This is a genomic window from Dyella ginsengisoli (genome assembly GCF_044904665.1).
GTDB classification, from domain to species: domain Bacteria; phylum Pseudomonadota; class Gammaproteobacteria; order Xanthomonadales; family Rhodanobacteraceae; genus Dyella_A; species Dyella_A ginsengisoli.
This window is the reverse complement of record NZ_JADIKM010000002.1, coordinates 237,611-262,124: the sequence shown is the minus strand read 5'-3', so window position 1 is coordinate 262,124 and position 24,514 is coordinate 237,611. Positions and strand designations below refer to the sequence as shown.

At 69.1% G+C, this 24,514-nt stretch carries 28 protein-coding genes; 12 read left to right on the top strand and 16 right to left on the bottom strand.

Annotated elements, in window-relative coordinates; all coding sequences use genetic code 11:
* Positions 1-4: 4 nt before the first annotated feature.
* The 9 genes from rapZ to ISP17_RS08165 form a co-directional block, all read right to left on the bottom strand.
* Positions 5-910 carry an RNase adapter RapZ gene (gene rapZ, locus ISP17_RS08205; RefSeq protein WP_404631943.1) on the bottom strand — a complete coding sequence of 302 codons (906 nt, stop codon included), beginning with the start codon at positions 908-910 and terminating at the stop codon, positions 5-7.
* Positions 911-913: 3 nt separating this feature from the next.
* Positions 914-1,864 carry an HPr(Ser) kinase/phosphatase gene (gene hprK, locus ISP17_RS08200; protein ID WP_404631941.1) on the bottom strand — a complete coding sequence of 317 codons (951 nt, stop codon included), beginning with the start codon at positions 1,862-1,864 and terminating at the stop codon, positions 914-916.
* Between the two features lie 162 nt (positions 1,865-2,026).
* Positions 2,027-2,356, bottom strand: coding sequence for a ribosome hibernation-promoting factor, HPF/YfiA family (hpf, locus tag ISP17_RS08195; protein WP_404631939.1), 330 nt, complete (start codon positions 2,354-2,356; stop codon positions 2,027-2,029).
* A gap of 146 nt (positions 2,357-2,502) precedes the next feature.
* A complete protein-coding gene (locus ISP17_RS08190; protein ID WP_404631937.1) occupies positions 2,503-3,987 on the bottom strand; it encodes an RNA polymerase factor sigma-54 in 1,485 nt (494 codons plus the stop codon).
* Positions 3,988-4,104: 117 nt separating this feature from the next.
* Positions 4,105-4,824, bottom strand: a complete 720-nt coding sequence (gene lptB, locus ISP17_RS08185; protein ID WP_404631935.1) for an LPS export ABC transporter ATP-binding protein — start codon at positions 4,822-4,824, stop codon at positions 4,105-4,107.
* 3 nt (positions 4,825-4,827) lie between these two features.
* Positions 4,828-5,400 carry a lipopolysaccharide transport periplasmic protein LptA gene (gene lptA, locus ISP17_RS08180; RefSeq protein ID WP_404631933.1) on the bottom strand — a complete coding sequence of 191 codons (573 nt, stop codon included), beginning with the start codon at positions 5,398-5,400 and terminating at the stop codon, positions 4,828-4,830.
* Positions 5,372-5,968, bottom strand: coding sequence for an LPS export ABC transporter periplasmic protein LptC (gene lptC, locus ISP17_RS08175; protein ID WP_404631931.1), 597 nt, complete (start codon positions 5,966-5,968; stop codon positions 5,372-5,374). The genes lptA and lptC overlap by 29 nt, the downstream gene beginning before the upstream one ends.
* Positions 5,965-6,510: a KdsC family phosphatase gene (locus ISP17_RS08170; protein ID WP_404631929.1), complete on the bottom strand. Its 546-nt coding sequence runs from the start codon at positions 6,508-6,510 to the stop codon at positions 5,965-5,967. The genes lptC and ISP17_RS08170 overlap by 4 nt, the downstream gene beginning before the upstream one ends.
* A gap of 57 nt (positions 6,511-6,567) precedes the next feature.
* Positions 6,568-7,578: a KpsF/GutQ family sugar-phosphate isomerase gene (locus ISP17_RS08165; protein ID WP_404631927.1), complete on the bottom strand. Its 1,011-nt coding sequence runs from the start codon at positions 7,576-7,578 to the stop codon at positions 6,568-6,570.
* Positions 7,579-7,790: 212 nt separating this feature from the next.
* Here ISP17_RS08165 and ISP17_RS08160 point away from each other — a divergent pair, with 212 nt between their 5' ends.
* Together ISP17_RS08160 and murA are read left to right on the top strand one after the other, a co-directional pair.
* Positions 7,791-8,030, top strand: a complete 240-nt coding sequence (locus ISP17_RS08160; RefSeq protein WP_404631925.1) for a BolA family protein — start codon at positions 7,791-7,793, stop codon at positions 8,028-8,030.
* Positions 8,031-8,075: 45 nt separating this feature from the next.
* Positions 8,076-9,335: a UDP-N-acetylglucosamine 1-carboxyvinyltransferase gene (murA, locus tag ISP17_RS08155; protein WP_404631923.1), complete on the top strand. Its 1,260-nt coding sequence runs from the start codon at positions 8,076-8,078 to the stop codon at positions 9,333-9,335.
* A 67-nt stretch (positions 9,336-9,402) separates the two neighbouring features.
* Here the strand turns inward: murA and ISP17_RS08150 are convergent, their stop codons facing one another.
* From ISP17_RS08150 to purM, 3 genes are all read right to left on the bottom strand, one after another.
* Positions 9,403-10,134 (bottom strand): DUF3108 domain-containing protein, encoded by a 732-nt coding sequence (locus ISP17_RS08150; RefSeq protein WP_404631921.1) that lies wholly within the window; start codon positions 10,132-10,134, stop codon positions 9,403-9,405.
* Positions 10,135-10,200: 66 nt separating this feature from the next.
* The gene (gene purN / locus ISP17_RS08145) at positions 10,201-10,866 is read right to left on the bottom strand and encodes a phosphoribosylglycinamide formyltransferase (RefSeq protein WP_404631919.1); all 666 of its coding nucleotides are present in this window, start codon (positions 10,864-10,866) and stop codon (positions 10,201-10,203) included.
* 30 nt (positions 10,867-10,896) lie between these two features.
* Positions 10,897-11,931: a phosphoribosylformylglycinamidine cyclo-ligase gene (gene purM / locus ISP17_RS08140; RefSeq protein ID WP_404631917.1), complete on the bottom strand. Its 1,035-nt coding sequence runs from the start codon at positions 11,929-11,931 to the stop codon at positions 10,897-10,899.
* A gap of 94 nt (positions 11,932-12,025) precedes the next feature.
* Between purM and ISP17_RS08135 the strand changes: the two genes are divergently transcribed.
* The 5 genes from ISP17_RS08135 (at position 12,026) to ISP17_RS08115 (ending at position 16,009) form a co-directional block, all read left to right on the top strand.
* Positions 12,026-13,012 (top strand): DUF2066 domain-containing protein, encoded by a 987-nt coding sequence (locus ISP17_RS08135; RefSeq protein WP_404631915.1) that lies wholly within the window; start codon positions 12,026-12,028, stop codon positions 13,010-13,012.
* A 47-nt stretch (positions 13,013-13,059) separates the two neighbouring features.
* Positions 13,060-14,229 carry an AI-2E family transporter gene (locus ISP17_RS08130; RefSeq protein WP_404631913.1) on the top strand — a complete coding sequence of 390 codons (1,170 nt, stop codon included), beginning with the start codon at positions 13,060-13,062 and terminating at the stop codon, positions 14,227-14,229.
* The gene (gene hda / locus ISP17_RS08125; RefSeq protein WP_404631911.1) at positions 14,226-14,930 is read left to right on the top strand and encodes a DnaA regulatory inactivator Hda; all 705 of its coding nucleotides are present in this window, start codon (positions 14,226-14,228) and stop codon (positions 14,928-14,930) included. Before ISP17_RS08130 ends, hda begins: the two co-directional genes overlap by 4 nt.
* 17 nt (positions 14,931-14,947) lie before the next feature.
* The gene (locus ISP17_RS08120; protein WP_404631909.1) at positions 14,948-15,532 is read left to right on the top strand and encodes a hypothetical protein; all 585 of its coding nucleotides are present in this window, start codon (positions 14,948-14,950) and stop codon (positions 15,530-15,532) included.
* Positions 15,533-15,619: 87 nt separating this feature from the next.
* The gene (locus ISP17_RS08115; protein WP_404631907.1) at positions 15,620-16,009 is read left to right on the top strand and encodes a YbjQ family protein; all 390 of its coding nucleotides are present in this window, start codon (positions 15,620-15,622) and stop codon (positions 16,007-16,009) included.
* A gap of 67 nt (positions 16,010-16,076) precedes the next feature.
* Here the strand turns inward: ISP17_RS08115 and ISP17_RS08110 are convergent, their stop codons facing one another.
* Positions 16,077-16,880 carry an inositol monophosphatase family protein gene (locus ISP17_RS08110; RefSeq protein ID WP_404631905.1) on the bottom strand — a complete coding sequence of 268 codons (804 nt, stop codon included), beginning with the start codon at positions 16,878-16,880 and terminating at the stop codon, positions 16,077-16,079.
* A 156-nt stretch (positions 16,881-17,036) separates the two neighbouring features.
* Between ISP17_RS08110 and ISP17_RS08105 the strand changes: the two genes are divergently transcribed.
* The gene (locus tag ISP17_RS08105; RefSeq protein ID WP_404631903.1) at positions 17,037-17,801 is read left to right on the top strand and encodes an RNA methyltransferase; all 765 of its coding nucleotides are present in this window, start codon (positions 17,037-17,039) and stop codon (positions 17,799-17,801) included.
* Between the two features lie 15 nt (positions 17,802-17,816).
* On the opposite strand, the gene ISP17_RS08100 is transcribed toward ISP17_RS08105, so the two are convergent.
* A complete protein-coding gene (locus tag ISP17_RS08100; protein ID WP_404631901.1) occupies positions 17,817-18,425 on the bottom strand; it encodes an exopolysaccharide biosynthesis protein in 609 nt (202 codons plus the stop codon).
* A gap of 16 nt (positions 18,426-18,441) precedes the next feature.
* Positions 18,442-19,779 carry a hemolysin family protein gene (locus ISP17_RS08095; RefSeq protein WP_404631899.1) on the bottom strand — a complete coding sequence of 446 codons (1,338 nt, stop codon included), beginning with the start codon at positions 19,777-19,779 and terminating at the stop codon, positions 18,442-18,444.
* A gap of 134 nt (positions 19,780-19,913) precedes the next feature.
* On the opposite strand from ISP17_RS08095, the gene ISP17_RS08090 reads away from it, so the two are divergent.
* Positions 19,914-20,543 carry a DUF47 domain-containing protein gene (locus ISP17_RS08090; protein WP_404631897.1) on the top strand — a complete coding sequence of 210 codons (630 nt, stop codon included), beginning with the start codon at positions 19,914-19,916 and terminating at the stop codon, positions 20,541-20,543.
* 54 nt (positions 20,544-20,597) lie between these two features.
* Entirely contained in the window at positions 20,598-21,716 is a 1,119-nt protein-coding gene (locus ISP17_RS08085) for an inorganic phosphate transporter (RefSeq protein WP_404631895.1), read from the top strand.
* Positions 21,717-21,788: 72 nt separating this feature from the next.
* Here the strand turns inward: ISP17_RS08085 and ISP17_RS08080 are convergent, their stop codons facing one another.
* Positions 21,789-22,193 (bottom strand): hypothetical protein, encoded by a 405-nt coding sequence (locus ISP17_RS08080; protein WP_404631893.1) that lies wholly within the window; start codon positions 22,191-22,193, stop codon positions 21,789-21,791.
* A gap of 52 nt (positions 22,194-22,245) precedes the next feature.
* Here ISP17_RS08080 and ISP17_RS08075 point away from each other — a divergent pair, with 52 nt between their 5' ends.
* Together ISP17_RS08075 and recQ are read left to right on the top strand one after the other, a co-directional pair.
* Positions 22,246-22,608 (top strand): MGMT family protein, encoded by a 363-nt coding sequence (locus ISP17_RS08075; RefSeq protein WP_404631891.1) that lies wholly within the window; start codon positions 22,246-22,248, stop codon positions 22,606-22,608.
* Positions 22,609-22,682: 74 nt separating this feature from the next.
* Positions 22,683-24,497 (top strand): DNA helicase RecQ, encoded by a 1,815-nt coding sequence (recQ, locus tag ISP17_RS08070; protein ID WP_404631889.1) that lies wholly within the window; start codon positions 22,683-22,685, stop codon positions 24,495-24,497.
* Positions 24,498-24,514: the final 17 nt, after the last annotated feature.

Sequence of the window (24,514 nt, the reverse complement as noted above, 5' to 3'; positions counted from 1 at the left end):
GTCGTCACTCCAGTTCACGATGAAAGGTGAGTACGCCGCCGCGGCGCGCGCGGAAATGCGCGGCGAGCTGCTCCACCAGGTACACCGAGCGATGACGCCCGCCCGTGCAGCCGATCGAGATGGTGACGTAGCTGCGGTCATCCGCCTCGAAGCGCGGCAGCCAGGCTTCCAGCCAGCGCACGGTGTCGGCGAAGTACTCGCCGACCAGCGGATCGGCATCGAGGAAATCGCGCACCGGCGCATCCTTGCCCGACAGCGGCCGCAGCTGCGGCTGCCAGTGCGGATTGGGCAGGCAGCGCGCGTCGAACACGAAGTCCGAATCCAGCGGCAGTCCGCGCTTGAATGCGAACGACTGGAACATCACGGTGAGCCCTTCGGTGGCGCGCGCGTAGTCGGTGGCGACCAGGCGCCGCAGCTGGTGCACGTTGAGCGCGCTCGAATCGATCACCTTTTCAGCGATGCCCATCAGCGGGCGCAACAGGCGCCGCTCGGCTGCGATCGCGTCGGCCAGCGACACGTTGCGCATGGCCAGCGGGTGACGGCGACGCGTTTCCGAGTAGCGCTTGATCAGCACCTCGTCGCGGCAATCGAGGAAGATCAGGTGGACCTGCACGCCGGCCTCGGCCAGCTCGGAGAGCACGCTGGGCATGATCTCGATGTCGTGCTCGCGGTTGCGCGCGTCCACGCCTACCGCGATGCGTGTCATGCGCTGGCCGCCGCGGTCTTCCAGCACGGCATTCACCAGCCGCGGAAGCAGGCTGGCCGGCAGGTTGTCCACGCAGTAGAACTCCAGGTCCTCCAGCGCGCGCAGGGCCACCGTCTTGCCGCCGCCGGACATGCCGGTCAGCACCACCAGATGCACGGCGTTGGGTCCGGCCTGGGCAATCACCGCGGTGTCGTTAGGGTCCACACATCACCATGGGGGCAGGCGGCGCATCTGGTGCGCCTGTCGGTCGATGAAAGTCTGCGCCGGGTCGAAACCCTTGCTCTTGAGCGCGTGGTTGCGCACGGCCGCCTCGACCAGCACGCCGAGGTTGCGCCCCGGTGCCACCGGAATGGTGATCATCGGCACCGCCACCTCGAATATCTCGCGATGGCCGATGTCGCCGGTGAGGCGAGTCAGCGCGTCGGTGTCCTCGCCGTCGCGCAGCGGCTTCAGGTGGATCACCAGGCGCAGGTACTTCGACGCCTTCACCGCGGTATGGCCGAACATCTCGCGCACGTTGAGCACGCCCAGGCCGCGCACTTCCAGCAGGTCCTGCAGCAGCTCGGGGCAGGTGCCGTCGATGACGTCGGGCGCGATCAGGGTGAATTCGGTGGCGTCGTCGGCCACCAGCCGGTGACCGCGGCTGATCAGCTCCAGTGCCAGCTCGCTCTTGCCCGAGCCGGACTCGCCGGTGATCAGCACGCCGATCGAGAACACTTCCAGAAACACGCCATGCAGGGTGATCCGCGGCGCCAGCATGCGCGCCAGGTGGTACTGCATCCAGGTCAGCAGCTCGTGGCCGCGCTTGGCGCTGATCCACAGCGGGGTGTTGGTTTCCTCGGCCACCTCGCGCAAGTCGGAGGGCACCGCCTGGTCCTTGGTGACGATGAGCGCGACCGGCTGATACGCCGCGATCTTGTTGATCGCCTCCCAGCGTTGGCGCGAATCGAGCTCGTCGAGGTACTTCAGCTCCTCGGTGCCGATGATCTGGATCTTGTTCGGATAAATGACGTTGAGGTAGCCGACCAGCGAGGGACGGCGCGTCTGCGTCACGCCGCGTTCCAGCACGCGGCCTTCGCCGCGCATGCCGGCCGCCCAGCGCAGCGCCATGCGCTCATGCACGCCATCGAAGAGTTGTCGGGCAGTGAGCCGGTCCACGTCATCGGGTCCTTTGGCCGGGCTGGCGGCCGGTGCGGCCGCCAGGGGGCAGGGACCATTGTGCCAGCTTGTGCTGCGGCGGCGCAGTCGCGCCCGAGCGGAAACGAGAGCGGCCCGCCGAAGGGGCGGGCCGCGGGTGGATCGTGCGGACGGGGTGGCGGCTCAGCCGTACAGGCGCTCGTCGCGGCGCACTTCGGCCTTGTGCTTGTCGCACACTTTCTCGCGGTGCTTGCGCAGTTGGGTCACCAGCTTTTCGAACATGATGTCGATGGAGACGTACATGTCCGGCTCGAAGGCCTCGGCGTGGAGCAGGGCGCCGGAGGAGGTATGCAGCGTTCCTTCCGCCTTCTGCTGCAGTTTGTCCAGCGAAAGCACCACGGCCAGGCTGGTCAATCGGTCATCGAGGCGGGTGAGGCGGTCGAGCCTGTCGGTGACATGCGCGCGCATGGCTTCGGTGATATCGACGTGCTGACCGCTGAGTTGGAATTGCATGTTGCGCCTCCTCTGTTACTGCCGCCTTCGCGGCGTGATTCGATGCGTCGGCCGGGCCGCATGCCCGGTGCGCATCCACAGTCATCTGGTGCTGCCCCGTTCTGACGCCGTCGCCTCGCCGAGGTTCCGCGGGATGCGCGGATCGTTCAGCCGGCGCGCTGGCGTTCGCTGGAGCTGGGAATTCGCATGGCCTCCCGGTATTTAGCGACAGTGCGGCGCGCCACCTGGATGCCCTTGCGGTGCAGTTCCTCGGCGAGCGCCTGATCGGACAACGGTTTGCGCGGGTCCTCCGCATCGACAAGTTTGCGCAGCATGGCCTGGATCGCCGTGGACGAGGCGCTGCCGCCATCCTCGGTGGACACGCCGCTGGAAAAGAAGTGCTTGAGCTCGAATGTACCGCGTGGCGTGTGGATGTATTTGCGCGTCGTCACACGGGAAATGGTCGATTCGTGCATGCCCACCTCCTCGGCCACCTCGCGCAGCACCAGCGGGTGCATCGCCTCGGGGCCGTAGTCGAGGAACGCGCTCTGCCGCCGCACGATGGCCTCGGCCACCTTGAGCAGGGTCTCGGCCCGTGACTCCAGGCTCTTGATCAACCACCGCGCCTCCTGCAGCTGTCCGCGCATCCAGCTCGCGTCCTCGCCGCGGGCCTTGGCGATCAGGTTGCAATAGTGCTGGTTAAGACCCAGTCGCGGTTGGCAGTCGGCGTTCAGGCTGACTTTCCAGCGGCTGCCGTCCTTGTAGGCATAGACGTCGGGCGCCACGTATTCGACCGGCGTGGCGTCCATCGCGGCGCCGGGGCGCGGATCGAGGCTGCGGATCAGGGCCGAGGCGGCGATCACGTCGTTTTCGTCGGCGCGCAGTTTGCGGGCCAGCTTGGTGACATCGTTGCGGGCCAGCAGGTCCAGCTCACCCTCGACGATGCGTAGGGCCAGCTCGCGCTGCGGGGTGGCCGACGGGTCGAACTGCTCCAATTGCACGCGCAGGCAGTCGCGCAGGTCGCGACTGGCCACGCCCACCGGGTCGAATGCCTGCACCTGGCGACGCACCGACTCCACTTCCTCAGCGCTGGCCTGGAGGTTGGCCGGTAGCGCCGTGAGCAGCGCTTCGGCGCTTTCGGTGAGGTAGCCATCGGGGCTGAGCGCGTCGATGATCACCGTGGCGATGGCGCGCTGCCGCGTGCTGAAGCCGGAAAGATTGAGCTGCCACAACAGGTGTTCCTGCAGCGTCTCGACGGCGGCATTCTGGGGCTCGAAATCCTCGTCGCTGCGCGAACCGCTGTTACTGCTGCCGGCGCTGCTGCCGAGGGAGAAATCCATCGGCTGCTCGCCGGCGCCGTCGCCGTCGGCCCACTCGGGCGCGTCGCCGGTGTCATGGTCGTCGCTGGTGCTGCTCGACGTGGTGCTCGACGTGTTGCCGCCGCCTTCGGGCAGGTAGCTGCCTTCGGCTTCCTCGCCTTCCTCGGTCGACTCCGCTTCCTCGGCGAACTCCAGCAGCGGGTTGCCCTCGGCGATCTGGCGCAGCTCCGCCTCAAGCTCCAGCTGCGAGAGTTGTAGCAAGCGGATCGCCTGCTGCAACTGCGGCGTCAGGGTCAGCTGCTGATGGAGGCGGAACTGGAGTCCGGGTTTCATACCGACCGGGGAAGGTGGATTGCGACCCCATCCTAACCCCAGCCCGCGGGGCCGAACAGCCTTGAACCCGGCCGCGACGGCCCCGATGCAGGACCGATTGCCGCGGCCGTCCCGGCCTCAGAGGCGGAACTCGCGCCCCAGGTAGACCTCGCGCACCTTTTCGTCGGCCAGGATGTGCGCCGGAGTGCCGCGGGACAGCACCTCGCCCTCGTTGAGGATGTACGCGCGGTCGCAGATGCCCAGCGTCTCGCGCACATTGTGGTCGGTGATCAGCACGCCGATGCCGCGTTCCTTGAGGTGGCGCACGATGCGCTGGATCTCGCCCACCGAGATCGGATCGACGCCGGCGAACGGTTCATCCAGCAGCATGTAGCGCGGCTGCGCGGCCAGCGCCCGGGCGATTTCCACCCGGCGCCGCTCGCCGCCGGACAGGCTGATGCCCTTCTGGTCGGCGATGTGGGTGATCTTCAGCTCTTCCAGCAGGTTTTCCTGCTCGGCCACGCGCTCCTTCGCGCTCAGCCCCTCGCGCAGTTCGAGCACGGCCATGATGTTGTCGGCCACGCTCAGGCGTCGGAAGACGGACGGCTCCTGCGGCAGGTAGCCGATGCCCAGCTTGGCGCGTGAATGCATCGGCAGGCCGGTGATGTCCTGGCGGTCCAGCTTGATCGAGCCGGCGTCGGCCTCGATCAGGCCCACCACCATGTAGAAGCAGGTGGTCTTGCCGGCGCCGTTGGGGCCGAGCAGGCCCACCACCTCGCCCTGGCGGATGGAGAACCCGAAGTCGCGCACGACTTGGCGCGAGCGGAAACGCTTCTGGAGGCCTTCGGCAGAGAGCATCGATCAGGGCTTTTGGGTGCTGGAGGCCGGGGCGGGAGCGTCGGGCGCCGCCGGAGCTGCGGCCTTCTTCTTCGGCTGGAACACCATGTGCACGGTGCCGGTGCCACCGCTCTCGCCAGTCATCTGGCTGCTGGCGGTGTCGTAGGTGAGCTTGTCGCCGTGCGCTTCGCCGCGGCCCTGCTGCTTCACCGAGGCGTTGCCGGTGAGCACCGCGATGCCCTTGATGTTGTCGTAGTCGATCGTGGCCGCGTCGCCCAGCATCCGGTTGCCGCTGTCGTCCAGCTGCTCGATGTGCGCCGGACTGCCGGTGAGCACCACGCGGCTGATCTGGCTCTCGGCGTCGAAGTAGACCTTGGCCAGCGCGCCGGTGGCCTTCAGCGTGCCCTGCTGGATCACCACGTTGCCCTTGAGCGTGCTGATCGTGTTGGGTTTCGAGAATCCATCGAAATACTTCGCGTCGACCTTCATCGGCTGGTCGCGGTCGCCCTGCTTGGCGACAACCGGGGACAGGGCAAGCAGGCCGCAGGCGGCCAGCAGCCACCGGGCGCTAGCGTTTGCGCGGCGGGAACGTGACATGGACGTCATCGAGCAGCTCCAGGTGTTTGTCGGTGAGATTGGCGCGCATGCCAACTCCGCTCATTGTAAGGGCGCCTTGCACCATCCGCGCCGCGGCGGCGGTTTCCATCCGGTTGTCCTTCGGCCAGATGGTCATGTCCGCGGTGTCCAGCCGGGCGGCGGCGGTGTCGGCGAAGGCGTCGCGGTGCATGTGCACCGGGCCGAGCAGCTTGAGCAGGTCGCCGCCCTGGTTGACCCAGCCGTAGAGCGATTCGCCGCGCCAGTCCGGCACGCCCGTCTGATTCGACGGCAGGTCGAACACCGGCGAGTTGATGTACAACGACTCGTCGCCCTCGCGCCGCTCCAGGTGCGGCGCCTTCACGTTGAAGGCCGGCAGGCCCTCGCGGTCGTAGCTGGACAGCTGGAAGTTGGTGAGCGTGTAGCCCGAGCGCGGTGGTCCGACGAAATCGTGCTGGCCCGGTTCCGGCATCGTCCACCAGCGCACCAACTGGGTGAACCCGGCCAGCAGGCCGATCACCACGATCGCGGCGGGCAGCCGGCGCTCGCGCAGCCACGCGATCAGTCTCATTGCCAGCGGGCCCGTTCGGCATCGGCCTTGCCCTGGGCGAGCAGCAGCAGGTCGCTGACTTCGCGCGCGGCACCCGCGCCGCCGGCGAGGCGGGTTTGCCAGTGCGCCCGCTCGGCCACCCAGGGATGGGCGTTGGCAGTGGCGATGGCCAGCCCGGCGATGCCCATCGGGGGGAGGTCGGGCAGGTCGTCGCCGATGAAGGCGGCATGGTCGGGGGTCAGGTTGAGGGCGTCCAGCAGGTCGCGCAGGCAGGCGCGCTTGTCTCCTTGCCCCTGATAGACATGGGTGATACCCAGTTCCTCCGCGCGCAGCGACACGGTGTGGCTGATGCGGGCGGTGATGATCGCCACCTGGATGCCGTTGGCCTGCAGGCGCTTGAGGCCCAGCCCGTCATGCACGTGGAACACCTTGGTTTCGCGGCCATCTTCGCCGTAGTGCAGGCGGCCGTCGGTCAGCGTGCCGTCGACGTCGAACGCGGCCAAGCGGATTGCCGCGGCGCGGGCGAGCAGGTCGGCGGGGAGGTTGGTGAGGTACGCAGTCACGGCAGTCGCATCGATGGGGAAGAGGGGCCCGGGCGGCGCGTCGGCCGCCCGCCAGCGTCAGACGACGCGGGCGCGCAGCAGGTCGTGGATGTTCAGTGCGCCCACCACATGTCGCTCATGATCGACCACGATCAGCGCGTGGATCTGGTGCTTCTCCATCAACTGGGCCGCTTCCACGGCGAGCTTGTCGGCGGTGATGGTCTTGGGCGTGCGGCTCATCAGGCTGGCGACCGAGGCACCGCGCAGGTCCACGCCGTCGTCGTCCAGCGCGCGGCGCAGGTCGCCGTCAGTGAACACGCCGAGCAGCCGGTTCTGTTCGTCGACCACGGCGGTCATGCCCAAGTGCTTGCGCGTCATCTCCACCAGCGCCTGGGTGAGGGTGGCGTCGGGTCCGACTTGCGGCACGTCGCTGCCGTGGTGCATCACGTCGCTGATGTGCAGCAGCAGGCGGCGGCCGAGGCTGCCTGCCGGATGCGAGCGGGCGAAGTCGTCGGCGGTGAATCCGCGCGCTTCCAGCAGAGCGATCGCCAGTGCATCGCCGATCACCAGCGCCGCCGTGGTGCTGGCGGTGGGCGCCAGGCCCAGCGGGCAGGCCTCGCTGGAGACGCTGGCGTCCAGGTGCACGTCGGCCTGGCCGGCCAGCGAGGAACGGGGGTTGCCGGTGATGGCGATCAGCGGAATGCCCTGGCGCTTGATGACGGGCAGGATGAACAGCAGCTCGTCGGTTTCGCCGGAGTTGGACAGCGCCAGCACCACGTCCTGCGGCATGATCATGCCCAGGTCGCCATGGCTGGCCTCGCCCGGATGCACGAAGAACGCGGGCGTGCCGGTGGAGGCGAGGGTGGCGGCGATCTTGCGGCCGATGTGGCCGGATTTGCCCATGCCGCTGACCACCAGCCGCCCCTGGCAACCCAGGATCAGCCGGCAGGCCTGCACGAAATCGCCGTTGACCCGCGGCTCCAAGGCCCGGATCGCGGCGGCCTCGGTAGCGATGACCGTGCGCGCGCTGCGGGCGATGGCGTCGGGATCGACGGAGATCTCGGCAGAAGGGGCGATGCGTGCGTTCATGGGTCCTTCGGCGGCGGCGCCAGGATGCGGAGGCGGGAGGAAGTCCACGGAATAGCTTTGCAGCCGCTGGCTGAATGACGTCCCGTCATTTCTGAGCCAGCGACTTTCCATTACCATGGCCGACTTGCAGTTTACCTTCATATGACAGCGCGTTGGACGCCGCCCGCCGGGCGACTCCGTACCGGCGACGCCCTCCAGACAGTGGATTTCCGATGGACGCAGAGCGCATCCAGGCTTTGATCGAGAGCGGCTTGCCCGGTGCCCGGGCGGACGTGAGCGGCGCCGACGGCGTGCATTTCGAGGCGGTAGTAGTGGCCGAGCAGTTCGCCGGCAAGCTGCCGCTGGCCCGCCATCGACTGGTCTACGCCACACTCGGCGACCTGATGGGTGGCGCCATCCACGCGCTGGCGCTGAAAACCCTCACTCCTGCGGAAGCCGCTGCGCGCGCCTGATCGCGCCGCACGCTGCCGCCGTTCCGACTCTTCCGAAGGACCTCCATGGCCAAGATCCTCATCAGCGGCGGGCAGCCGCTCAACGGCGAGGTCGGCATCTCCGGCGCCAAGAATGCCGTGCTGCCGATCCTCGCCTCCTGCCTGCTGGCGGACGAGCCGGTCACCATCTCCAACGTGCCGCACCTGCACGACGTCACCACCACCATGGAACTGCTCGGCCAGATGGGCGTGCAGCTGGTGCTGGACGACCGCATGAAGATCCACGTCGATCCGCGGCCGGCCGACCGCTACTTCGCCCCGTACGATCTTGTGAAGACCATGCGCGCGTCGATCCTGGTGCTGGGCCCGCTGGTGGCCCGCTTCGGCCAGGCCGAGGTCTCGCTGCCCGGGGGCTGCCAGATCGGCTCGCGTCCGGTCGACCAGCACATCCGCGGCCTGCAGGCGCTGGGCGCCGAGATCGTGGTGGAGAACGGCTACATCAAGGCACGCGCCAAGCGGCTCAAGGGCGCCCGCATCTCGATGGACATGGTTACCGTCACCGGCACCGAGAACATCATGATGGCAGCGACCCTGGCGCAGGGCACCACCATCATCGAGAACGCCGCGCAGGAGCCGGAGGTGGTCGACCTGGCCCATTGCCTCAATGCGATGGGCGCGCAGATCGAGGGCGCCGGCACCGCCACCATGGTGATCCACGGCGTGGAGCGCCTGCACGGCGCGGAGTACGAGGTGCTGCCCGATCGCATCGAGACCGGCACCTTCCTGGTCGGCGCGGCGATGACCGGAGGCAAGGTGCGCGCCCGCGGCGCCCGTGCCGACACCATGGAAGCGGTGCTGTCCAAGCTGGAGGAAGCAGGGGCCCACATCTCCGTCGGCGACGACTGGATCGAGCTGGACATGCAGGGTCGCCGGCCCAAGGCCGTCAACATCATCACTGCACCGTACCCGGCGTTCCCCACCGACATGCAGGCGCAGTTCACCGCGCTCAACTGCGTGGCCGAGGGTGTGGGCGTGATCACCGAGACGGTGTTCGAGAACCGTTTCATGCACGCACACGAACTGCAGCGCCTGGGCGCGGATATCCGGCTGGAAGGCAACGCGGCGATCATCCAGGGCGTGCCGAAGATGAGCGGCGCGCCGATCATGGCCACCGACCTGCGCGCCTCGGCCTGTCTGGTGCTGGCCGGCCTGGTCGCCGAAGGCGATACGACGGTGGACCGCGTGTATCACATCGATCGCGGCTACGAGAACATCGAGGAAAAGCTCGGCGTGCTCGGCGCGAAGATCCGTCGCCTGCCGAACTGAGCGGCAGCGCATAAAAAAAAGCCGGAGCGCGCAGCGCTCCGGTTTTTTTTATGTTCGCAACCTGCGTCTATGGCGAGTGGAACTTCACCAGCAGCAAGGTGAGATCACCACCGTCGGACTGCGCCAGCTTCACCGGCAGCGGGAACTTCGACGTCACGTACCAGGCGTCGAACGGCTTGTCGGTGTCGGTGCGGCTCACGCGCTGCGCCTTGAACTCGCCCGCCGGCACCGAGACCGGCTCGGTCGCCTGCACCGCGTACTGCTGCTGCTCGACGCGCTGTTTCACACCCACCGGCAGCACCACGCTCTTGCGCCCTTCGCGCAGCGCCAGGCCGAGCGCCAGCGGCAGGGTATTGCGGTCGACCATGCCCGGCGCACTGGCGTAGCGGATCGGCCCCTTGCCCTCGTCCACGGTTACCTGACCAGCGGCCCAGTCGACCTCGAGGTGGCGATGCTTCTGCTTGATCGCCGCGTCCATGCTGTAGTCGTAGGTCAGCGTTTCGGGCGCGTCGTCGTGCCAGCGGAAGCGGGTGGTCTCGTCCGAGCTGGCGCCCAGCAGCGCGGCCAACCCCGACGTGCCGCGGGTCTGGTTGCGGTAGGCGTAGGTGTCGCTGCCCGATGCGCTGAGGGTGATGGTCGCCTCGCCAATCGTCTGGCCGTCACGCTGCACCTGATAGGTGGCGGTGAATGGCGTCGGTGCGCTGGCCGCTGCGCTCAGCGGCACGATGCCAACGAAGAGCAGGCCCGCCAGCAGGGCGCGGACGGGGCGGGAAAAGCGGGTGCGGAGGATGTCAGTCATGAGGCCCGAGTCTACGGCCCGCGCCTGAACCGACCGTGGCGCACGGGTGGACGGCACGGTTTGCACTCAGCGCGTCAGCGCGTGCTCATGCCACCGCAGTGGCGCGTCCAGCGGCAGGCCGTCCAGGTACACCCGGCCGTCGCGCAGCGCCAGCCGCCCCTGTGCGATATGCGACACGACCGCCGGCAGCAGCCGGTGCTCGTAGGCCAGCAGGCGCGACGCCAGCGCCTGTTCGTCATCACCCGTCGCGATGGCGATGCGCGCCTGCGCGATCACCGGCCCGCCATCGAGTTCGGCAGTGACGTAGTGCACGCTGGCGCCGTGCTCCGCATCGCCGGCGGCGAGCGCGCGGCGATGCGTGTGCAGGCCACGGTACTTGGGCAGCAGCGAGGGGTGGATGTTGATCATCCGGCCGACCCACGGCGCGAGTGTCGCGCCGTCGATGATGCGCATGAAGCCGGCCAGCACCAGCAGCTCGGCGCCGGACTGCCCGACGTGTTCGAACAGGGCGTGGTCGAAGGCGGCACGGTCGGGGTAGTCCCGCGGCGATAGCGCAAGCGTGGGTACGTCGGCGGCGCGGGCCAGCGCCAGTGCGCCGGCGTCGGCCCTGTCGCTGCCCACCAGCACGAACTCCACCGGCAGCTCGCCGCGCGCGCGGGCTTCCAGCAGGGCAGCGAGATTGCTGCCGCGGCCGGAAGCGAGCACGGCAACGCGCAACGGGGCGGTCGTCATCGTATGAGTCAAGGCGGGCCGAAGGGCTGATCAGCCGATGTGCACGCGCTCGCCGCCGTGCGCAGCCACGACTTCGCCGATCACCCTGGTCGCCAGCCCGTGCTGCTCCAGCAGCGCCGCGACGGCACTGACCGCCGATGGCGGCAGGATCACGGTGAAGCCGATGCCGCAGTTGAAGGTGCGCCACATTTCCTCGCGCGCCACGTTGCCTTCGCGCATCAGCCACTCGAACACCGGCGGCAGCACGATGGACGAGGCTTCGAGCGACAGGCCCAGGCCGTCCGGCACCACGCGGATGATGTTTTCCTTCAGCCCACCGCCGGTGATGTGCGCCATGCCGTGCACCTGCCCGGCATGCTCGCGCAGCAGGGCCAGCATCGGCTTGACGTAGATCGTGGTGGGCGCCATCAGGGCATCGGCCAGCGTGACGCCGCCCAGGTCCAGGTCGAGCGGGTTGCCTGCACGCTGGAGGATCCTGCGGATCAGCGAATAGCCGTTGGAATGCGGGCCGGAGGAGGCCACGCCCAGCACCAGGTCGCCGGCGACGATGGCGTCGCCGCTCATCAGGTCGGTCTTTTCCACCGCGCCGACGGTGAAGCCGGCCAGGTCGTACTCGCCCGGCGGGTACATGTCGGGCATCTCGGCGGTCTCGCCGCCGATCAGCGCGCAGCCGGCCAGCTCGCAGCCCTTGGCGATGCCGCCGACCACGGCCACCGTGGTGTCCACGTCCAGCTTGCCGGTGGCGAAGTAGTCGAGGAAGAACAGCGGCTCGGCGCCCTGCACCAGCACGTCGTTGACGCACATGCCGACCAGGTCGATGCCGATGGTGTCGTGGCGGCCCAGCGTCTGCGCCAGCTTGAGCTTGGTGCCCACGCCGTCGGTGCCGGAGACCAGCACCGGCTCCCGGTAGCGGGTGCCGAGGTTGAACAGGCCGCCGAAGCCGCCCAGCCCGCCCATCACCTCGGGACGAAAGGTGCGCTTGACCAGCGGCTTGATGCGTTCGACCACGGCGTTGCCGGCGTCGATGTCAACGCCGGCGGCGCGGTAGGTGAGGGCGTCGGACATGGCAGGAACCCGCGTCGATAAACGCCTAATGATAGACGCTGGGGGCCGGATTGGGCAGACTTCCGGGACGCTTTCAAGGATGTCGCCCCCGCCCATGCGCCTGCTTCGCCTGCTGTCGATCCTGTTCGTGTTCAGCCTGGCCGGGCTGCCGACCGCCCGCGCGCAGGGTGTACCTAATTCGCCGTACACGGTGACTCTACCGGTGACCGACACCGGCGAGGTGCAGCGCGACGCCACCTTCGCCAACGCGCTGGGCCAGGTGCTGGCGCGCGTCGCGGGCGGCCAGGATCTGCGCGGCAAGCCGGGCTTCGACGATGCGGTGAAGGGCGCCGGCGGCCTGGTGAGCAACTTCCAGTACCTGCGTGCGGGCGACGGTCTGGCCCTGCAGGTCACCTTCGACCGCGGCGCGGTGAACCATCTGATCGGCCAGCTCGGCGCTCCGGCCGCGGGCGTGAAACCGCCCGTGCTGCTGTTGGTGCAGGGCACCGACGGCAGCCTGCTCGGCGGCGATTCGCTGGACGCGCTGGCGAAATCCGCCGCGGCGCAGGGCTACGGCGTGGTCTATCCCGATCCTACCCAACCGCCGTCGCTGGATCGCGTGGCTGCGGTCGATCCGGCCGCGATGGCCGACCTCACCGCGCGCTACAAGACTGGCCTGGTGCTGGTCGGACGACTGCACCCGGGCAGCGTCGACTGGACCCTGGTGTCCGGCGGTGTCGCGCAGGGCTGGAGCGGCACCGGCGCCACCGAGGACGCGATGTTCGCGGCCGCCGGCAGCGCGATGGCCTCGCGGGTGGGCAAGCAGCTCAACGTGATCGGTGCCGGCAGCAGTGACGGCACGCTGTGGGTCGAGGGCGTGCGCTCGGCGATGGATTACGCGCAGCTGCTCAACGTGCTGCGCAACGATCCGGCCGTGCGCAAGGTTGCCACGCAGGGGGCCAAGGACGACGGTGTGCTGCTGCAGATCACCTCGGCGCTGCCGCTCGGCGCGCTGGCGTCGAACCTCGCCGCGGGCGGCCGCCTGCTGCAGGCGCCGGCGGCGCACCCGGGTGCGGACGCCAGCCTGCGCTGGCTGCACTGAATGCGTTCGCTGCCGTCGCCGGCCGAGCGCTCACCCGGAGTCCGGCCATGAACGCCCAGGAATCCCGCCGCTGGCAGCTGCTGGCCATCGTCGCCGTCATCGGCTACCTGATCTACCTGCTGGCGCCGGTGCTGATGCCCTTTGCAGTGGCCGGCATGCTGGCCTACCTCGGCGATCCACTGGCCGACCGGCTGGAGCGGCTCGGGCTCGGCCGCACGCTGGCGGTCACCATCGTGTTCGTGGTGATCGTGCTGCTCACCGTGGGTGCGCTGCTGCTGCTGATCCCGCTGATCTCGCACCAGGTCGACAACCTCATCCAGAACCTGCCGCGCTACGGCGAGTGGATCCGCGACACCGCCGTGCCGTGGGTGCAGGCCAAGCTGCGGCTGGACCCGCACACCTTCGAAATCGACCGCGTGATGGACGCGGTGAAGGAGCACATCGGCTCCATCGGCAGCGTGATCGGCAAGCTGTCGCGCTCCGGCGTTGGCGTACTGATGTGGATGACCAACCTGGTGCTGATCCCGGTGGTCGCGTTCTACCTGCTGCGTGACTGGGACCGGCTGGTGGCCTGGGTCGACGCCATGCTGCCGCGCTCGATCGAGCCCACCGTGGCGCACCTGGCGCGCGAGTCGGACAAGGTGCTCGGCGCCTTCGTGCGCGGCCAGCTGCTGGTGATGCTGGCGCTGGGCATCTTCTATGGCGCCGGGCTGGCGCTGATCGGGCTGTCGGTGGGGCCGCTGATCGGGATGGTCGCCGGCCTGCTCAGCTTCGTGCCGTATCTGGGCTTCATCGTCGGCTTCGGCGCCGCGGTGATCGCGGTGCTGGTGCAGTACGGCGACTGGGTGCACCTGCTGCTGGTGTGCGGCGTGTTCGTGATCGGCCAGCTGCTGGAAGGCTACGTGCTGGTGCCCAAGCTGGTCGGCGACAAGATCGGCCTGCATCCAGTGGCGGTGATCTTCGCGGTGCTCGCCGGCGGCTACCTGTTCGGCTTCCTCGGCGTGCTGCTGGCGCTGCCGGCGGCTTCGGTGATCCTGGTGCTGCTGCGCTACCTCACCGAGCGCTACCGCATGAGCGAGCTGTACACCGAGACCGGGCGAGATGATCCGGTCATCGCCGACGTCGACGCGAGCGTGGGCCCCGAAGCGGGCGAGGTCCATTCCGAAGCCCACCCGGCGGCCTCCAGTACGGACGGACAGCCGCCAGTCGCGCCATGACCGCCCAGTTGCCGCTTGCCTTGCGCTGGCCGCGCCGCCAGCGCTTTGAGCACTTCCACGCCGGCGCGCACAACGCGGCGGCGCTGGCTGGCGTGCAGGCACTGGCCAGCGAGCCTGGTGCGCCGTGGGTCTATCTGCACGGGCCGACCGGGAGCGGCCGCAGCCATCTGCTGCTCGCGGCGGCGCAGGCGGCCAGCGCCGCCGGCCGTCGCGTCCAGTACCTGCCGCTGGCCACGCTGGCCGATCGCGCGGCCGCACTGCGCGGTGTGGCGGGCAGCGAGTGGCTGGCGCTGGACGACCTGGGCGCGCTCGCCGGCGAGCGTGAGGCCGAGCACGCGCTGTTCGACCTCTACAACCGCACCCGCGCCGACGGCGGCGCCATGCTGTTCGCCGCGGCGGCCATTCCGTCGGAGCTGGGCATCGCGCTGCCGGACCTGCGCTCGCGCCTGGGCGCCTGTACCCAGTTCGCGCTCAAGACCCTGGACGACGCCGAGCGCCGCGACGTGCTGAAGGCGCAGGCGGCCGCCCGCGGCATCGAACTGGACGAACCCGTGCTCGACTGGCTGTTCGCCCGCTACGCCCGCGACCTCGGCGCGCTGCTGGACCTGCTCGACCGACTCGACCAGGCCTCGCTCGCCGCGCAGCGGCGCATTACGGTGCCGTTCCTGCGCGGCTTCCTGCGCGAGGCAGGAGCGCCGTAAAGCCCGGGAGGGCATCGATGTTCGGGTGGTCGCAAGCATGGTTGCTGATCGGGATGCTGCAGGCGGCAGCGCAGGATCCTTATGCGACCGCGCATCCGCCAGCTTACGCGGGCGTCTATGCCGTTCGCTTCTGCCATGGCACGTGCTCGGACGTGTCGGTCGATGCGGATCGCACCGGCACCTTGGTGCTGTCCGGACGGCCGCTGCTCAACCGGGCCGGCCGGCGGATGCGCCAGTGGATGGAGCGCGATCCGGTCAACGGCTGCCTGTTCCTTGAGCCAGCCCGCCCGGGGGGTGGCGAGGGAATCCACGCGCCGCAGGCCAGACGGTTCCGGTTCCTGACCTGGACGCTTTGGCCAGATGGCAGCGGGGCTTCGTTCGACCTCGGTCGCTCGCCGGACGGCGGGGTGGACGTGATGCTGCAGCTGGCGCCTACCGGCCTGAGCGGAAACGTAGGCGTCTGGGGTGGCGCGTTGGGTGCGGTCGCGCCGGACAGCGCAGTGGCGCCGCGGGATCAGGTCCTGGCCGAGCGGATCGGCGATGTGGACGTCACCGACTGCCCGCAGCCGCTCCCGGCAAAACACCAGGACGCGGATCACTGACCGCCCCGACGGCACTGTCCGGCAGGGCGTCGATCATGGATGCTGCGGCGGCCGCGATTCGCCTGGCTCCAGACCGAAGGAACGTTGATGTCCGATCCCTACAACTCCGCTCAGGCCCCGCTCGACGCTGGCGTGGCGCTCACCGACGCCATGGTGACCACGGCGCTGGAGATCCCGGGCTATCGCGTGGTGAAAAACATGGGCGTGGTGCGCGGCCTCACGGTGCGCTCGCGCTCCATCGTCGGCAATTTTGTCGGCGGGCTGCAGACCCTGTTCGGCGGCAACATCACCATCTACACCTCGCTGTGCGAGCAGGCGCGGGCGGAGACCTACCGCCAGATGGTCATGCACGCGCGGCAGAAGCGCGCCAACGCGATCATCGCCATGCGCTATGACGCCACCGAAGTGATGGCGGGCCTGACCGAAGTGCTCTGCTACGGCACCGCGGTGGTGGTGGAGCCCGATCCCTCGCGTTGACGCTGCCGTCCCGAAACGACGAAGGGCGCCGTGAGGCGCCCTTTGTGCGTACGTTGGATCAGGGACCTCAGGCCTTGAGCAGCGCCGGCGTGGCGTTCGCACCGATGGCGTCGACCATCGCCTTGGCCACGTTGAGGTTGCCGGCGATCAGGTTGCCGCTGGCGGGGATGCCGTCGCGGCCGGCGAAGTCGCAGTAGCGACCGCCCGCTTCGTGCACCAGCAGCACGCCGGCGGCCATGTCCCACGGCTTCAGGCCGATCTCGAAGTAGCCGTCGTAGCGGCCGGCGGCGGTGTAGGCCAGGTCCAGCGCGGCGGAGCCCGAGCGGCGGATGTCCTCGGCCTGGCCGAGGATCGCGCGGGTCATGTCCAGCTGCGGGGTGAGGTGCGCGCGCTGGCGATAGGGGAAGCCGGTGGCGATCATCGCGCCGCCCAGGTTCTCGCGCTTGCTCACGCGCATGCGGCGATCGTTGAGGAAGGCACCGTCGCCCTTGCTGGCGGTGTACAGCTCGTCGCGCAGCGGATCGAACACCACGCCGTGCACCGGCACGCCCTTTTCGAGCAGAGCGATCGACACGGAAAAATGGGGGATGCCGCGCAGGTAGTTGTGGGTGCCGTCGAGCGGGTCGATCACCCACTGCAGCGGGCCCTTGCCGATGGCGCCGCTTTCCTCGCCGAGGATGGCGTGGTCGGGGTAGGCGCGGCGCAGTTCCTTGATGATCTCGGCCTCGGCCAGCTTGTCGACTTCGGAGACGAAGTCCATCTGCTGCTTCTCGACGACATTCAGCCCGTCGATGCGGTTCATGTAGCGCAGGATGATGTTTCCTGCAGCGCGCGCGGCGCGCGCCGCGATGGTGACGGCGGGTCTGGGCATGGCTTCGACTTTGCAAAAGAGCGGGTTAGCGGCCGCGGATTCTAGCAGAGCCGGTCGCCGGCGGCAGTTCGTGGCGCGGCGGCCCGCCCGGAAAGGGGCGGGATTGGCGCCATCTCGACTATTCTTGGCGCCCGTTTTTTGTCCGGATGGCTCCGCATGCCCGCCCTCGACCTCGCCCCGCTGTTCCGCTTCGTGCTGGTGCGTACTTCGCATCCGGGCAACATCGGCAGCACCGCGCGGGCGATCCGCACGATGGGCTTCACCCGGCTTAGCCTGGTGGCGCCGCACCGCTTCCCCGACCCCGAGGCATCGGCGCTGGCCGCCGGCGCCGATGACGTGCTGGAGTCCGCCCCGGTGCATGACGGCCTGGTCGACGCGCTGGCCGGCAGCACCTTCGCGCTGGGCCTGTCCGCGCGCCGGCGGGGGGTGAACCTGCCCGAGCTGAGTCCGCGCGAAGGTGTGGCACAAGCGTTGGCCGCGGCCGCCCGGGGCGAGCAGGTGGCGCTGGTCTTCGGCAACGAGCGCACCGGTCTGGAGAACGAGGAGCTGGCCCGCTGCCACGCGATGGTGCGCATTCCCAGCGTGGAGGATTTCAGCTCGCTCAATCTCTCCCAGGCGGTGCAGGTCATGGCCTACGAACTGCGCCTGGCGCTGCTGGGCGGCGAGCTGCCCGAGGCGCCGCCGCTGCACGAGGAGCCGCCGGCCGATGCCGAGCAGATGGAGCGCTTCTTCGAGCACCTGGCGCAGACGCTGGACGACATCGACTTCCACAAGGGCCGCACGCCGACCACGATCATGCTCAGGCTGCGCAAGCTGTTCCAGCGCGCGCAGATGAGCGAGCGCGAGCTGCGCGTGATGCACGGCATCTTCGCCGACGCGCAGCGCATGGCCCAGCTGGCCGGCGAGCGCGGCCAGTCCTGATCCGGCGATCCCTGACTAGAAGTAGCTGCGCAGCAGCTCCAGCAGCGCGCGGCTGAGCGTGGCCGACGCCGCCAGACTGGCCAGCGTGGCCAGCCAGATGCCCAGCAGCAGCGCGCCGTCGCGCTCGATCAGGGCAAACGCGAACGCCAGCAGCAGGCCGCCGAATAGGTAGTTGGTGAACGGCAGCGGCAGCGCGAGCAGCAGCCCGAGCACGAGCATCACCACGCCGGAGAGCACCGTGAGCGGTCGCTGCGTGAGCCCGGGCAGGCGTGGCCGGCAGGCGCGCTCCAGCCAGCGCGTAGCCGGCGCGATCCGCTGCAGGAAGCGCAGCAGCGCGGCGCGCGACAGCGTGCGCCGGCCCAGCCAGCGCGGCAGCCAGGGTTGCTCCAGCCCCGCCGCCATCTGCACGCCCAGCGCGATTACGCCTACACCCATCACACCGCCGATGCCGATCGCCACCGGCATGAAGTTGGGCACGGCCAGCAGGATCAGCAGGAAGCCGAACGCGCGCCGCTGCAGCGGTTGCAGCAGCGTGTCCAGCGGAATGCGTTCCCCGGCGTGTGCTTCGATCGCGCGCCGCAGCAGCTCGGTGGCGCGGGGATGATCGTCGGGTGTGGCGCGCATGGCGGGGCAGACGGGTTCAGCCGCCGCGCGTGGCCTCGTCGTCGGCGTTGTCCGGCGCGGCCGTGCGCGCCACCAACAGCTTGTCGATGCGCGCGCCGTCCAGGTCCACCACCTCGAAGCGCACGCCGCGCCAGGCGAACACCTCGCCCACCTGCGGGATATGCCCCAGCGCGGTCATCACCATGCCGGCCACGGTGCGGAAATCGTGCTCGTCCTCGCCGGGCAGCTCGCCCACGCGCAGCAGCTCGCGCAGGTCGTCGGTGGACAGCGTACCGTCCACCAGCCAGCTGCCATCCTCGCGCCGCACGATCGGCGAGTGCTCCTCGCCGGTGCTGCCGTGGCCGAGCTGGGCCACTCCCACCACCGCCGAGAGCAGGTCGTTGATGGTAACCACGCCTTCGATGTCGCCGTATTCGTCCACCACCAGCGCCATCGGCGTCTCGGCGTCGCGGAATTCCTCCAGCAGGTCCAGCGCGCGCCCGGTGGCCGGCACGTAGAGAGGCTTGGACAGATGCCGGAACAGGTCCGGCATGCCCTGGCCCAGGTCGGCCAGCAGGCTCTTCACCTCCACCACGCCGACGATGTCGCTCTCGTCGCCGCGGTACACCGGATAGCGGGAGTACGGCGTCTCGCGTAGTACCTCCAGGTTCTCCGCCAGCGGCGCGGCGATGTCCAGCCAGGCGATGCGCATGCGCGGGGTCATCACGCTGTCCACCGAGCGATCGCCCAGGCGCAGCACGCGGTTGACCATGTTGTGCTCGTCGGCGTCCAGCACGCCCTGTTCGGCACTCTCGGCCACCAGCAGGCGGATCTCTTCCTCGGTCACCGCGCTGGTGCCCTTGTCGGTGACCCGCAGCAGCCGGAGCACCAGCGAGCTGCACACGTTGAGCAGCCACACGAACGGCGCGCAGATCCGTGACAGCACCAGCATCGGCAAGCCGACCGCCATCGAGGCGGTTTCCGGTGCGGCCAGCGCGAGGCGCTTGGGCACCAGTTCGCCGAACACGATCTGGATGAACGAGATCGCCACGAAACCCAGCGTGAAACCCAGCGCGTGGGCATAAGGCTCCAGCCAGGCTGCTCCACCGCGGTGCAGCGCCTCGGCGATGTGGTCGCCCAGCGCATCGCCGGCCAGTGCGCCGGTGAGCAGCATCACGATGGTGATGCCCACCTGCACGGTGGAGAGGAAGCGCTCCGGCGCCTCGGCCTGGCCCAGCGCCACGCGGGCGCGGCGGCTGCGGTCGGCCAGCTGCTTCAGGCGGCTCTTGCGCGAGGCCACCAGCGCCATTTCCGACAACGCGAAGAACCCGTTGCACAGCGAGAGCACGAAGACGAGCGCGATTTCGGTCAGCATCGCGCGGTTTGAGAGTGGGCGAACATCGGCACAGTGTAGGGCGCGGGGCGCCACTGTTCACGTGGGCGGCGCTGCGGCTGGGCTGGGCGGTCCTGTAATATAAACGTCATTTATGCCGTCCCAAGGTGCCCCTGATGTTTTCCCTGCAAGCGATGTTTGGCAAAGGCGACCGCTTCTACGGCCTGCTCGAACAGAGCGCCGAGGCCGCCTGCGAAAGCGCCCGCGCCCTGCGCGAGCTGGTCAGCCAGACCGACCACGCCCCGGTGATGGCCGCCTTCGCCTCCAGCCGCGCTCGCGAAAAGGCGCTGGCCGCCCAGATCAGCGAGGAGCTGGTGAACACCTTCGTCACCGCGCTCGATCGCGAGGACATCGAGGCGCTGAATTCGGCGCTGTACAAGATTCCCAAGACGGTGGAGAAGTTCGCCGAACGCTACGCCATCGTGGTGGATCGACTGCAGGGCGTCGATTTCGCCCAGCGCGCGCTGGTGCTGGAACGCTCCGCCGAGGTGGTGGTGGAGATGATCGGCGAGCTGCGCCGCGGCCTGCGCATCGATCCGGTCAAGAAGCTGCAGGACCGCCTGCAGGCGCTGGAGTCCGAAGGCGACAAGATGCTGCTCGCGCCGTACCGCAACCTCTATGTGGAGGGTGGCGACGTGATGCGCGCGATGCTGGCCAAGGACCTGTTCGAGCTGATCGAGAAGGCCATCGACAAGTGCCGCGACGTCGGCAACGTCGTGTACTCGATCGTGCTGAAGAATTCCTGAGGGCGCCGCCGTGTCGCTGACGCACAAGCTTCGCGCCGTCCACGGGAGCCGCGCATGACCATGGGCATGGTGGTGATGGTGCTGGCGATCGCGCTGGCCTTCACCTACATCAACGGATTCCACGACACCGCCAACTCGATCGCCACCGTGGTCGCGACCAAGGTGCTCACGCCCGGCCAGGCTGTGCTGATGGCCGCGGTCACCAACCTGGTCGGCGCGCTGTGGGGTACCGCGGTGGCGGTGACCATCGCCAAGGGGCTGATCGACATCCACGTGGTCGACGTGGGCCCGCAGCTGCTGGTCTGCGCGCTGCTCTCGGCGATCGCCTGGAACCTGCTCACCTGGTGGCTTGGCCTGCCGTCCAGCTCCAGCCATGCGCTGGTCGGCGGGCTGGTGGGCGCGGCCGTGGCCGGGGCCGGCAACAACTTCGGCGCGGTGATCTGGGCCGCCGGCAGCTGGTGGTCGGGCAGCGGCGTGATCCCCAAGGTGATCGTGCCGATGGTGGTGTCGCCGCTGATGGGCTTCGTGCTCGGCTTTGCCTTGATGGGGGCGCTGTACGCGCTGTTCTCGTGGCTGGCCAACCGCACCGGCTTCCTTCGGCGTTTCGGCCGCACGCCGTTCGTCAACGCGCTGTTCGGCAAGGCGCAGATCGTTTCCGCCGCGGCGATGGGCATCTCCCACGGCATGAACGACGCGCAGAAGAGCATGGGCATCATCGCGCTGGCGCTGGCCGGCGCCACCAGTGCCGGGCAGTTCGATCACCTGCCGGACTGGCTGCACTTCCTGCGCATCACCTCCGACGCCAGCCATCCGTTCGCGGTGCCGGTGTGGGTCACCGTGGTGTGCGCGCTGACCATGGCGGCTGGCACCGCCGGCGGCGGCTGGCGCATCATCCGGACGCTCGGCCACAAGATGGTCAAACTGCATCCGATCAACGGCTTCGCCGCGGAAGGCAGCTCGGCAGCGGTGATCCTGTTCGCCTCGTCGCTGGGCATTCCTGTATCGACCACGCACAACGTGTCCGCCTCGATCATGGGCGTGGGTGCGGCCAAGCGCTTCAACGCGATCCGCTGGACGGTGGTCGAGCGCATGGTGTGGTCGTGGATACTCACCCTGCCGGTCACGGCGCTGCTGGCCTACGCTCTGGTGCGACTGGTGCAGGGCTGGAGCTGATCGCGAGGTGATAAAAAAACCGGGCCGCTTCCCAGCGGTCCGGTTTTTTTGCGTCCGTCGACCCGGCGCGGATCAGAAGCTGTCGCTCTCCGCGGCGATCGCCTGTTCCAGCTGGTCGCCCAGCGTGCCCAGCTCCATGATCACGCGCTCCAGCTCGGCCGCATCGAGTACGTCATAGGGGCGGTTTTCGCACAGGTGCAGGTAGGGCGAGCCGTCGAGGTCGGTGACCGCGAGGAAGCCCGTACGCTGCTCCCAGTTGAAGCGCAGGGCGCGCTTCGGATCGATGCCCGAGAGCGGCCCGATCGGCGTGGAAATGCGCAGGTAGCGGCGGTCCGACTCGTCCTCCAGCTCGGCCAGGTAGATCCCCTGCTGACGGCCGCTGACCACGGCGAGGTCGAAGCTGATCAGGTACGGGTCGTTGTGACGCAGCGCGTGCTGGGCGCCGAGATGCGAGCGGACGGCTTCGAAGTGACGCATGGCGAGGGCTTCCGTGGCAGGCTTGTGGCTCGTTCTACTTTGACACGACTGCATGATCACGTCGCGTGAGCCCCTGACCGAGGCGCAGCAGCGCATCTACGCCGCCATCGCGGCCATTCCGCCCGGACGCGTGGCCAGCTACGGCGCCATCGCAGCGCGCGCGGGCCTGCCCGGCCGGGCGCGGCTGGTCGGCCGTTTGCTGGGCGAAGTGCCGGACGACATCGAGTTGCCGTGGTTTCGCGTGCTGCGCGCCAGCGGGCACATCGCGATGCCGCCGGGCAGCAGCGGATTCCGCGAGCAGGCGCGCCGGCTCAAGGCCGAGGGCGTGGCCGTGGTGAACGGCCGCGTGCCGCTGGCGCGGTTCGGGCTGGACGCTGACCTGGACCGCGCCGTGTGGGGTATGCCCGGCTTCTGAGCGCGCACGGCGCCGATGTCGCAGACCGCGCCGCACCGGCAGGCGCTGCCGGTGCGTTTGTTACCATCTGCCGGATGCCTTCCTCTCCGCTCCACATCCTGCAAAGCGTTTTCGGTTACTCCAGCTTCCGCGGTCCGCAGCAGGCCATCGTCGAGCAGGTGATCGAGGGCGGCGACGCGCTCGTGCTGATGCCAACCGGCGGCGGCAAGTCGCTGTGCTACCAGATTCCCGCCATCGTGCGGCAGGGCACCGGCATCGTGGTGTCGCCGCTGATCGCGCTGATGCAGGATCAGGTCGACGCCCTGCACGAAGCCGGCGTCGCCGCGGCCTACCTCAACTCCAGCCAGGACAACGACACCCAGCGCGAGGTCGAGCGCCAGCTGATGGCCGGCGAGCTGGACCTGCTCTACGTGGCGCCAGAGCGATTGCTCACGCCGCGCCTGCTGGCCCTGCTCGAACGCACCGAGGTGGCGCTGTTCGCCATCGACGAGGCGCACTGCGTGTCGCAGTGGGGTCACGATTTCCGCCCCGAATACCGCGAGCTGGCGGTGCTGCACGAGCGCTTTCCCCACGTGCCGCGCATCGCGCTCACCGCCACCGCCGACCCGCGCACGCGCGAGGAGATCGTCGAGCGCCTGGCGCTGCAGCAGGCACGGCAGTTCGTCTCCAGCTTCGACCGGCCCAATATCGGCTATCGCGTCAGCCTCAAGCACAACCCGCGCACGCAGCTGATGCAGTTCCTCGACGGCCACCGCGGCGAGTCCGGCATCGTCTATTGCCTGAGCCGCAAGAAGGTCGACGAGACCGCCGCCTGGCTGGCCGACGCCGGCTTCGAGGCACTGCCGTACCACGCCGGGCTCGATGCCGCCGTGCGCGCGAAGAACCAGCAGCGTTTCCTGCGCGAGGATGGCGTGGTGATGGTCGCCACCGTCGCCTTCGGCATGGGCATCGACAAGCCCGACGTGCGCTTCGTCGCCCACCTGGACCTGCCGCGCTCGATGGAGGGCTACTACCAGGAAACCGGCCGCGGCGGCCGCGACGGCCTGCCCGCCGAGGCGTGGATGATCTACGGCCTGGCCGACGTGGTGACGATGAGCCAGATGATCGCCCAGTCCGAATCGGCCGACGAGCGCAAGCGCATCGAGCGGCAGAAGCTGGAATCGCTGCTGGCCTACGCCGAGGCCACGCGCTGCCGTCGCGAGCTGCTGCTGGGCGCGTTTGGCGAGCCCTACCAGGGGCCGTGCGGAAACTGCGACAACTGCGTCGCCCCGCCGAAAACCTGGGACGCCACCGTGCCGGCCCAGAAGGCGCTCTCGGCGGTGTACCGCAGCGGTCAGCGCTACGGCTCCGGCCACGTCATCGACATCCTGCGCGGCATCGACGGCGAGCGCGTGAACCAGCTCGGCCATGACAAGCTCACCACCTTCGGCGTCGGCGCCGACATGGACGAGAAAGCCTGGCGTTCGGTGTTCCGCCAGCTGCTCGCCGCCGGCCTGCTGGCCACCGATCCGGAGGGTTATGGCACGCTGCGCCTCACCGCCGCCAGTCGCGACGTGCTCACCGGCGGCCAGCGCGTGCTGCTGCGCGAGGACGCGCGCCCCGTGCGCAGCGCGCGCCGCCGCCGCGACAGCCAGATCGTCACCGGCGCGAGCATCGGTATCGAGGCCTACGAACAGCCGCTGTGGGACGCGCTACGCGCCACCCGCTCGCAGCTGGCCAAGCAGCACGGCGTGCCGCCCTACGTGGTGTTCCACGACGCCACGTTGCTGGCGATGCTGCGCGCCATGCCCGCCAACGAGGACGAGCTGGCCTCGATCAGCGGCGTGGGCGAAGCCAAGCTCAAGCGCTACGGTCGCGACTTCCTCACCGTGATCAACGCCGCGGAATAGCCGCCCCGCGTCCCTCG

Bases quoted from the DNA above. Each gene is read 5' to 3' on its own strand.
- hpf (WP_404631939.1), bottom strand. From the start codon at position 2,356: ATGCAATTCCAACTCAGCGGTCAGCACGTCGATATCACCGAAGCCATG.
- ISP17_RS08190 (WP_404631937.1), bottom strand. From the start codon at position 3,987: ATGAAACCCGGACTCCAGTTCCGCCTCCATCAGCAGCTGACCCTGACG.
- lptB (WP_404631935.1), bottom strand. From the start codon at position 4,824: ATGCTCTCTGCCGAAGGCCTCCAGAAGCGTTTCCGCTCGCGCCAAGTC.
- lptA (WP_404631933.1), bottom strand. From the start codon at position 5,400: ATGTCACGTTCCCGCCGCGCAAACGCTAGCGCCCGGTGGCTGCTGGCC.
- lptC (WP_404631931.1), bottom strand. From the start codon at position 5,968: ATGAGACTGATCGCGTGGCTGCGCGAGCGCCGGCTGCCCGCCGCGATC.
- ISP17_RS08165 (WP_404631927.1), bottom strand. From the start codon at position 7,578: ATGAACGCACGCATCGCCCCTTCTGCCGAGATCTCCGTCGATCCCGAC.
- ISP17_RS08160 (WP_404631925.1), top strand. From the start codon at position 7,791: ATGGACGCAGAGCGCATCCAGGCTTTGATCGAGAGCGGCTTGCCCGGT.
- murA (WP_404631923.1), top strand. From the start codon at position 8,076: ATGGCCAAGATCCTCATCAGCGGCGGGCAGCCGCTCAACGGCGAGGTC.
- ISP17_RS08150 (WP_404631921.1), bottom strand. From the start codon at position 10,134: ATGACTGACATCCTCCGCACCCGCTTTTCCCGCCCCGTCCGCGCCCTG.
- purN (WP_404631919.1), bottom strand. From the start codon at position 10,866: ATGACGACCGCCCCGTTGCGCGTTGCCGTGCTCGCTTCCGGCCGCGGC.
- purM (WP_404631917.1), bottom strand. From the start codon at position 11,931: ATGTCCGACGCCCTCACCTACCGCGCCGCCGGCGTTGACATCGACGCC.
- ISP17_RS08135 (WP_404631915.1), top strand. From the start codon at position 12,026: ATGCGCCTGCTTCGCCTGCTGTCGATCCTGTTCGTGTTCAGCCTGGCC.
- ISP17_RS08130 (WP_404631913.1), top strand. From the start codon at position 13,060: ATGAACGCCCAGGAATCCCGCCGCTGGCAGCTGCTGGCCATCGTCGCC.
- hda (WP_404631911.1), top strand. From the start codon at position 14,226: ATGACCGCCCAGTTGCCGCTTGCCTTGCGCTGGCCGCGCCGCCAGCGC.
- ISP17_RS08120 (WP_404631909.1), top strand. From the start codon at position 14,948: ATGTTCGGGTGGTCGCAAGCATGGTTGCTGATCGGGATGCTGCAGGCG.
- ISP17_RS08115 (WP_404631907.1), top strand. From the start codon at position 15,620: ATGTCCGATCCCTACAACTCCGCTCAGGCCCCGCTCGACGCTGGCGTG.
- ISP17_RS08110 (WP_404631905.1), bottom strand. From the start codon at position 16,880: ATGCCCAGACCCGCCGTCACCATCGCGGCGCGCGCCGCGCGCGCTGCA.
- ISP17_RS08105 (WP_404631903.1), top strand. From the start codon at position 17,037: ATGCCCGCCCTCGACCTCGCCCCGCTGTTCCGCTTCGTGCTGGTGCGT.
- ISP17_RS08100 (WP_404631901.1), bottom strand. From the start codon at position 18,425: ATGCGCGCCACACCCGACGATCATCCCCGCGCCACCGAGCTGCTGCGG.
- ISP17_RS08095 (WP_404631899.1), bottom strand. From the start codon at position 19,779: ATGCTGACCGAAATCGCGCTCGTCTTCGTGCTCTCGCTGTGCAACGGG.
- ISP17_RS08090 (WP_404631897.1), top strand. From the start codon at position 19,914: ATGTTTTCCCTGCAAGCGATGTTTGGCAAAGGCGACCGCTTCTACGGC.
- ISP17_RS08085 (WP_404631895.1), top strand. From the start codon at position 20,598: ATGACCATGGGCATGGTGGTGATGGTGCTGGCGATCGCGCTGGCCTTC.
- ISP17_RS08080 (WP_404631893.1), bottom strand. From the start codon at position 22,193: ATGCGTCACTTCGAAGCCGTCCGCTCGCATCTCGGCGCCCAGCACGCG.
- ISP17_RS08075 (WP_404631891.1), top strand. From the start codon at position 22,246: ATGATCACGTCGCGTGAGCCCCTGACCGAGGCGCAGCAGCGCATCTAC.
- recQ (WP_404631889.1), top strand. From the start codon at position 22,683: ATGCCTTCCTCTCCGCTCCACATCCTGCAAAGCGTTTTCGGTTACTCC.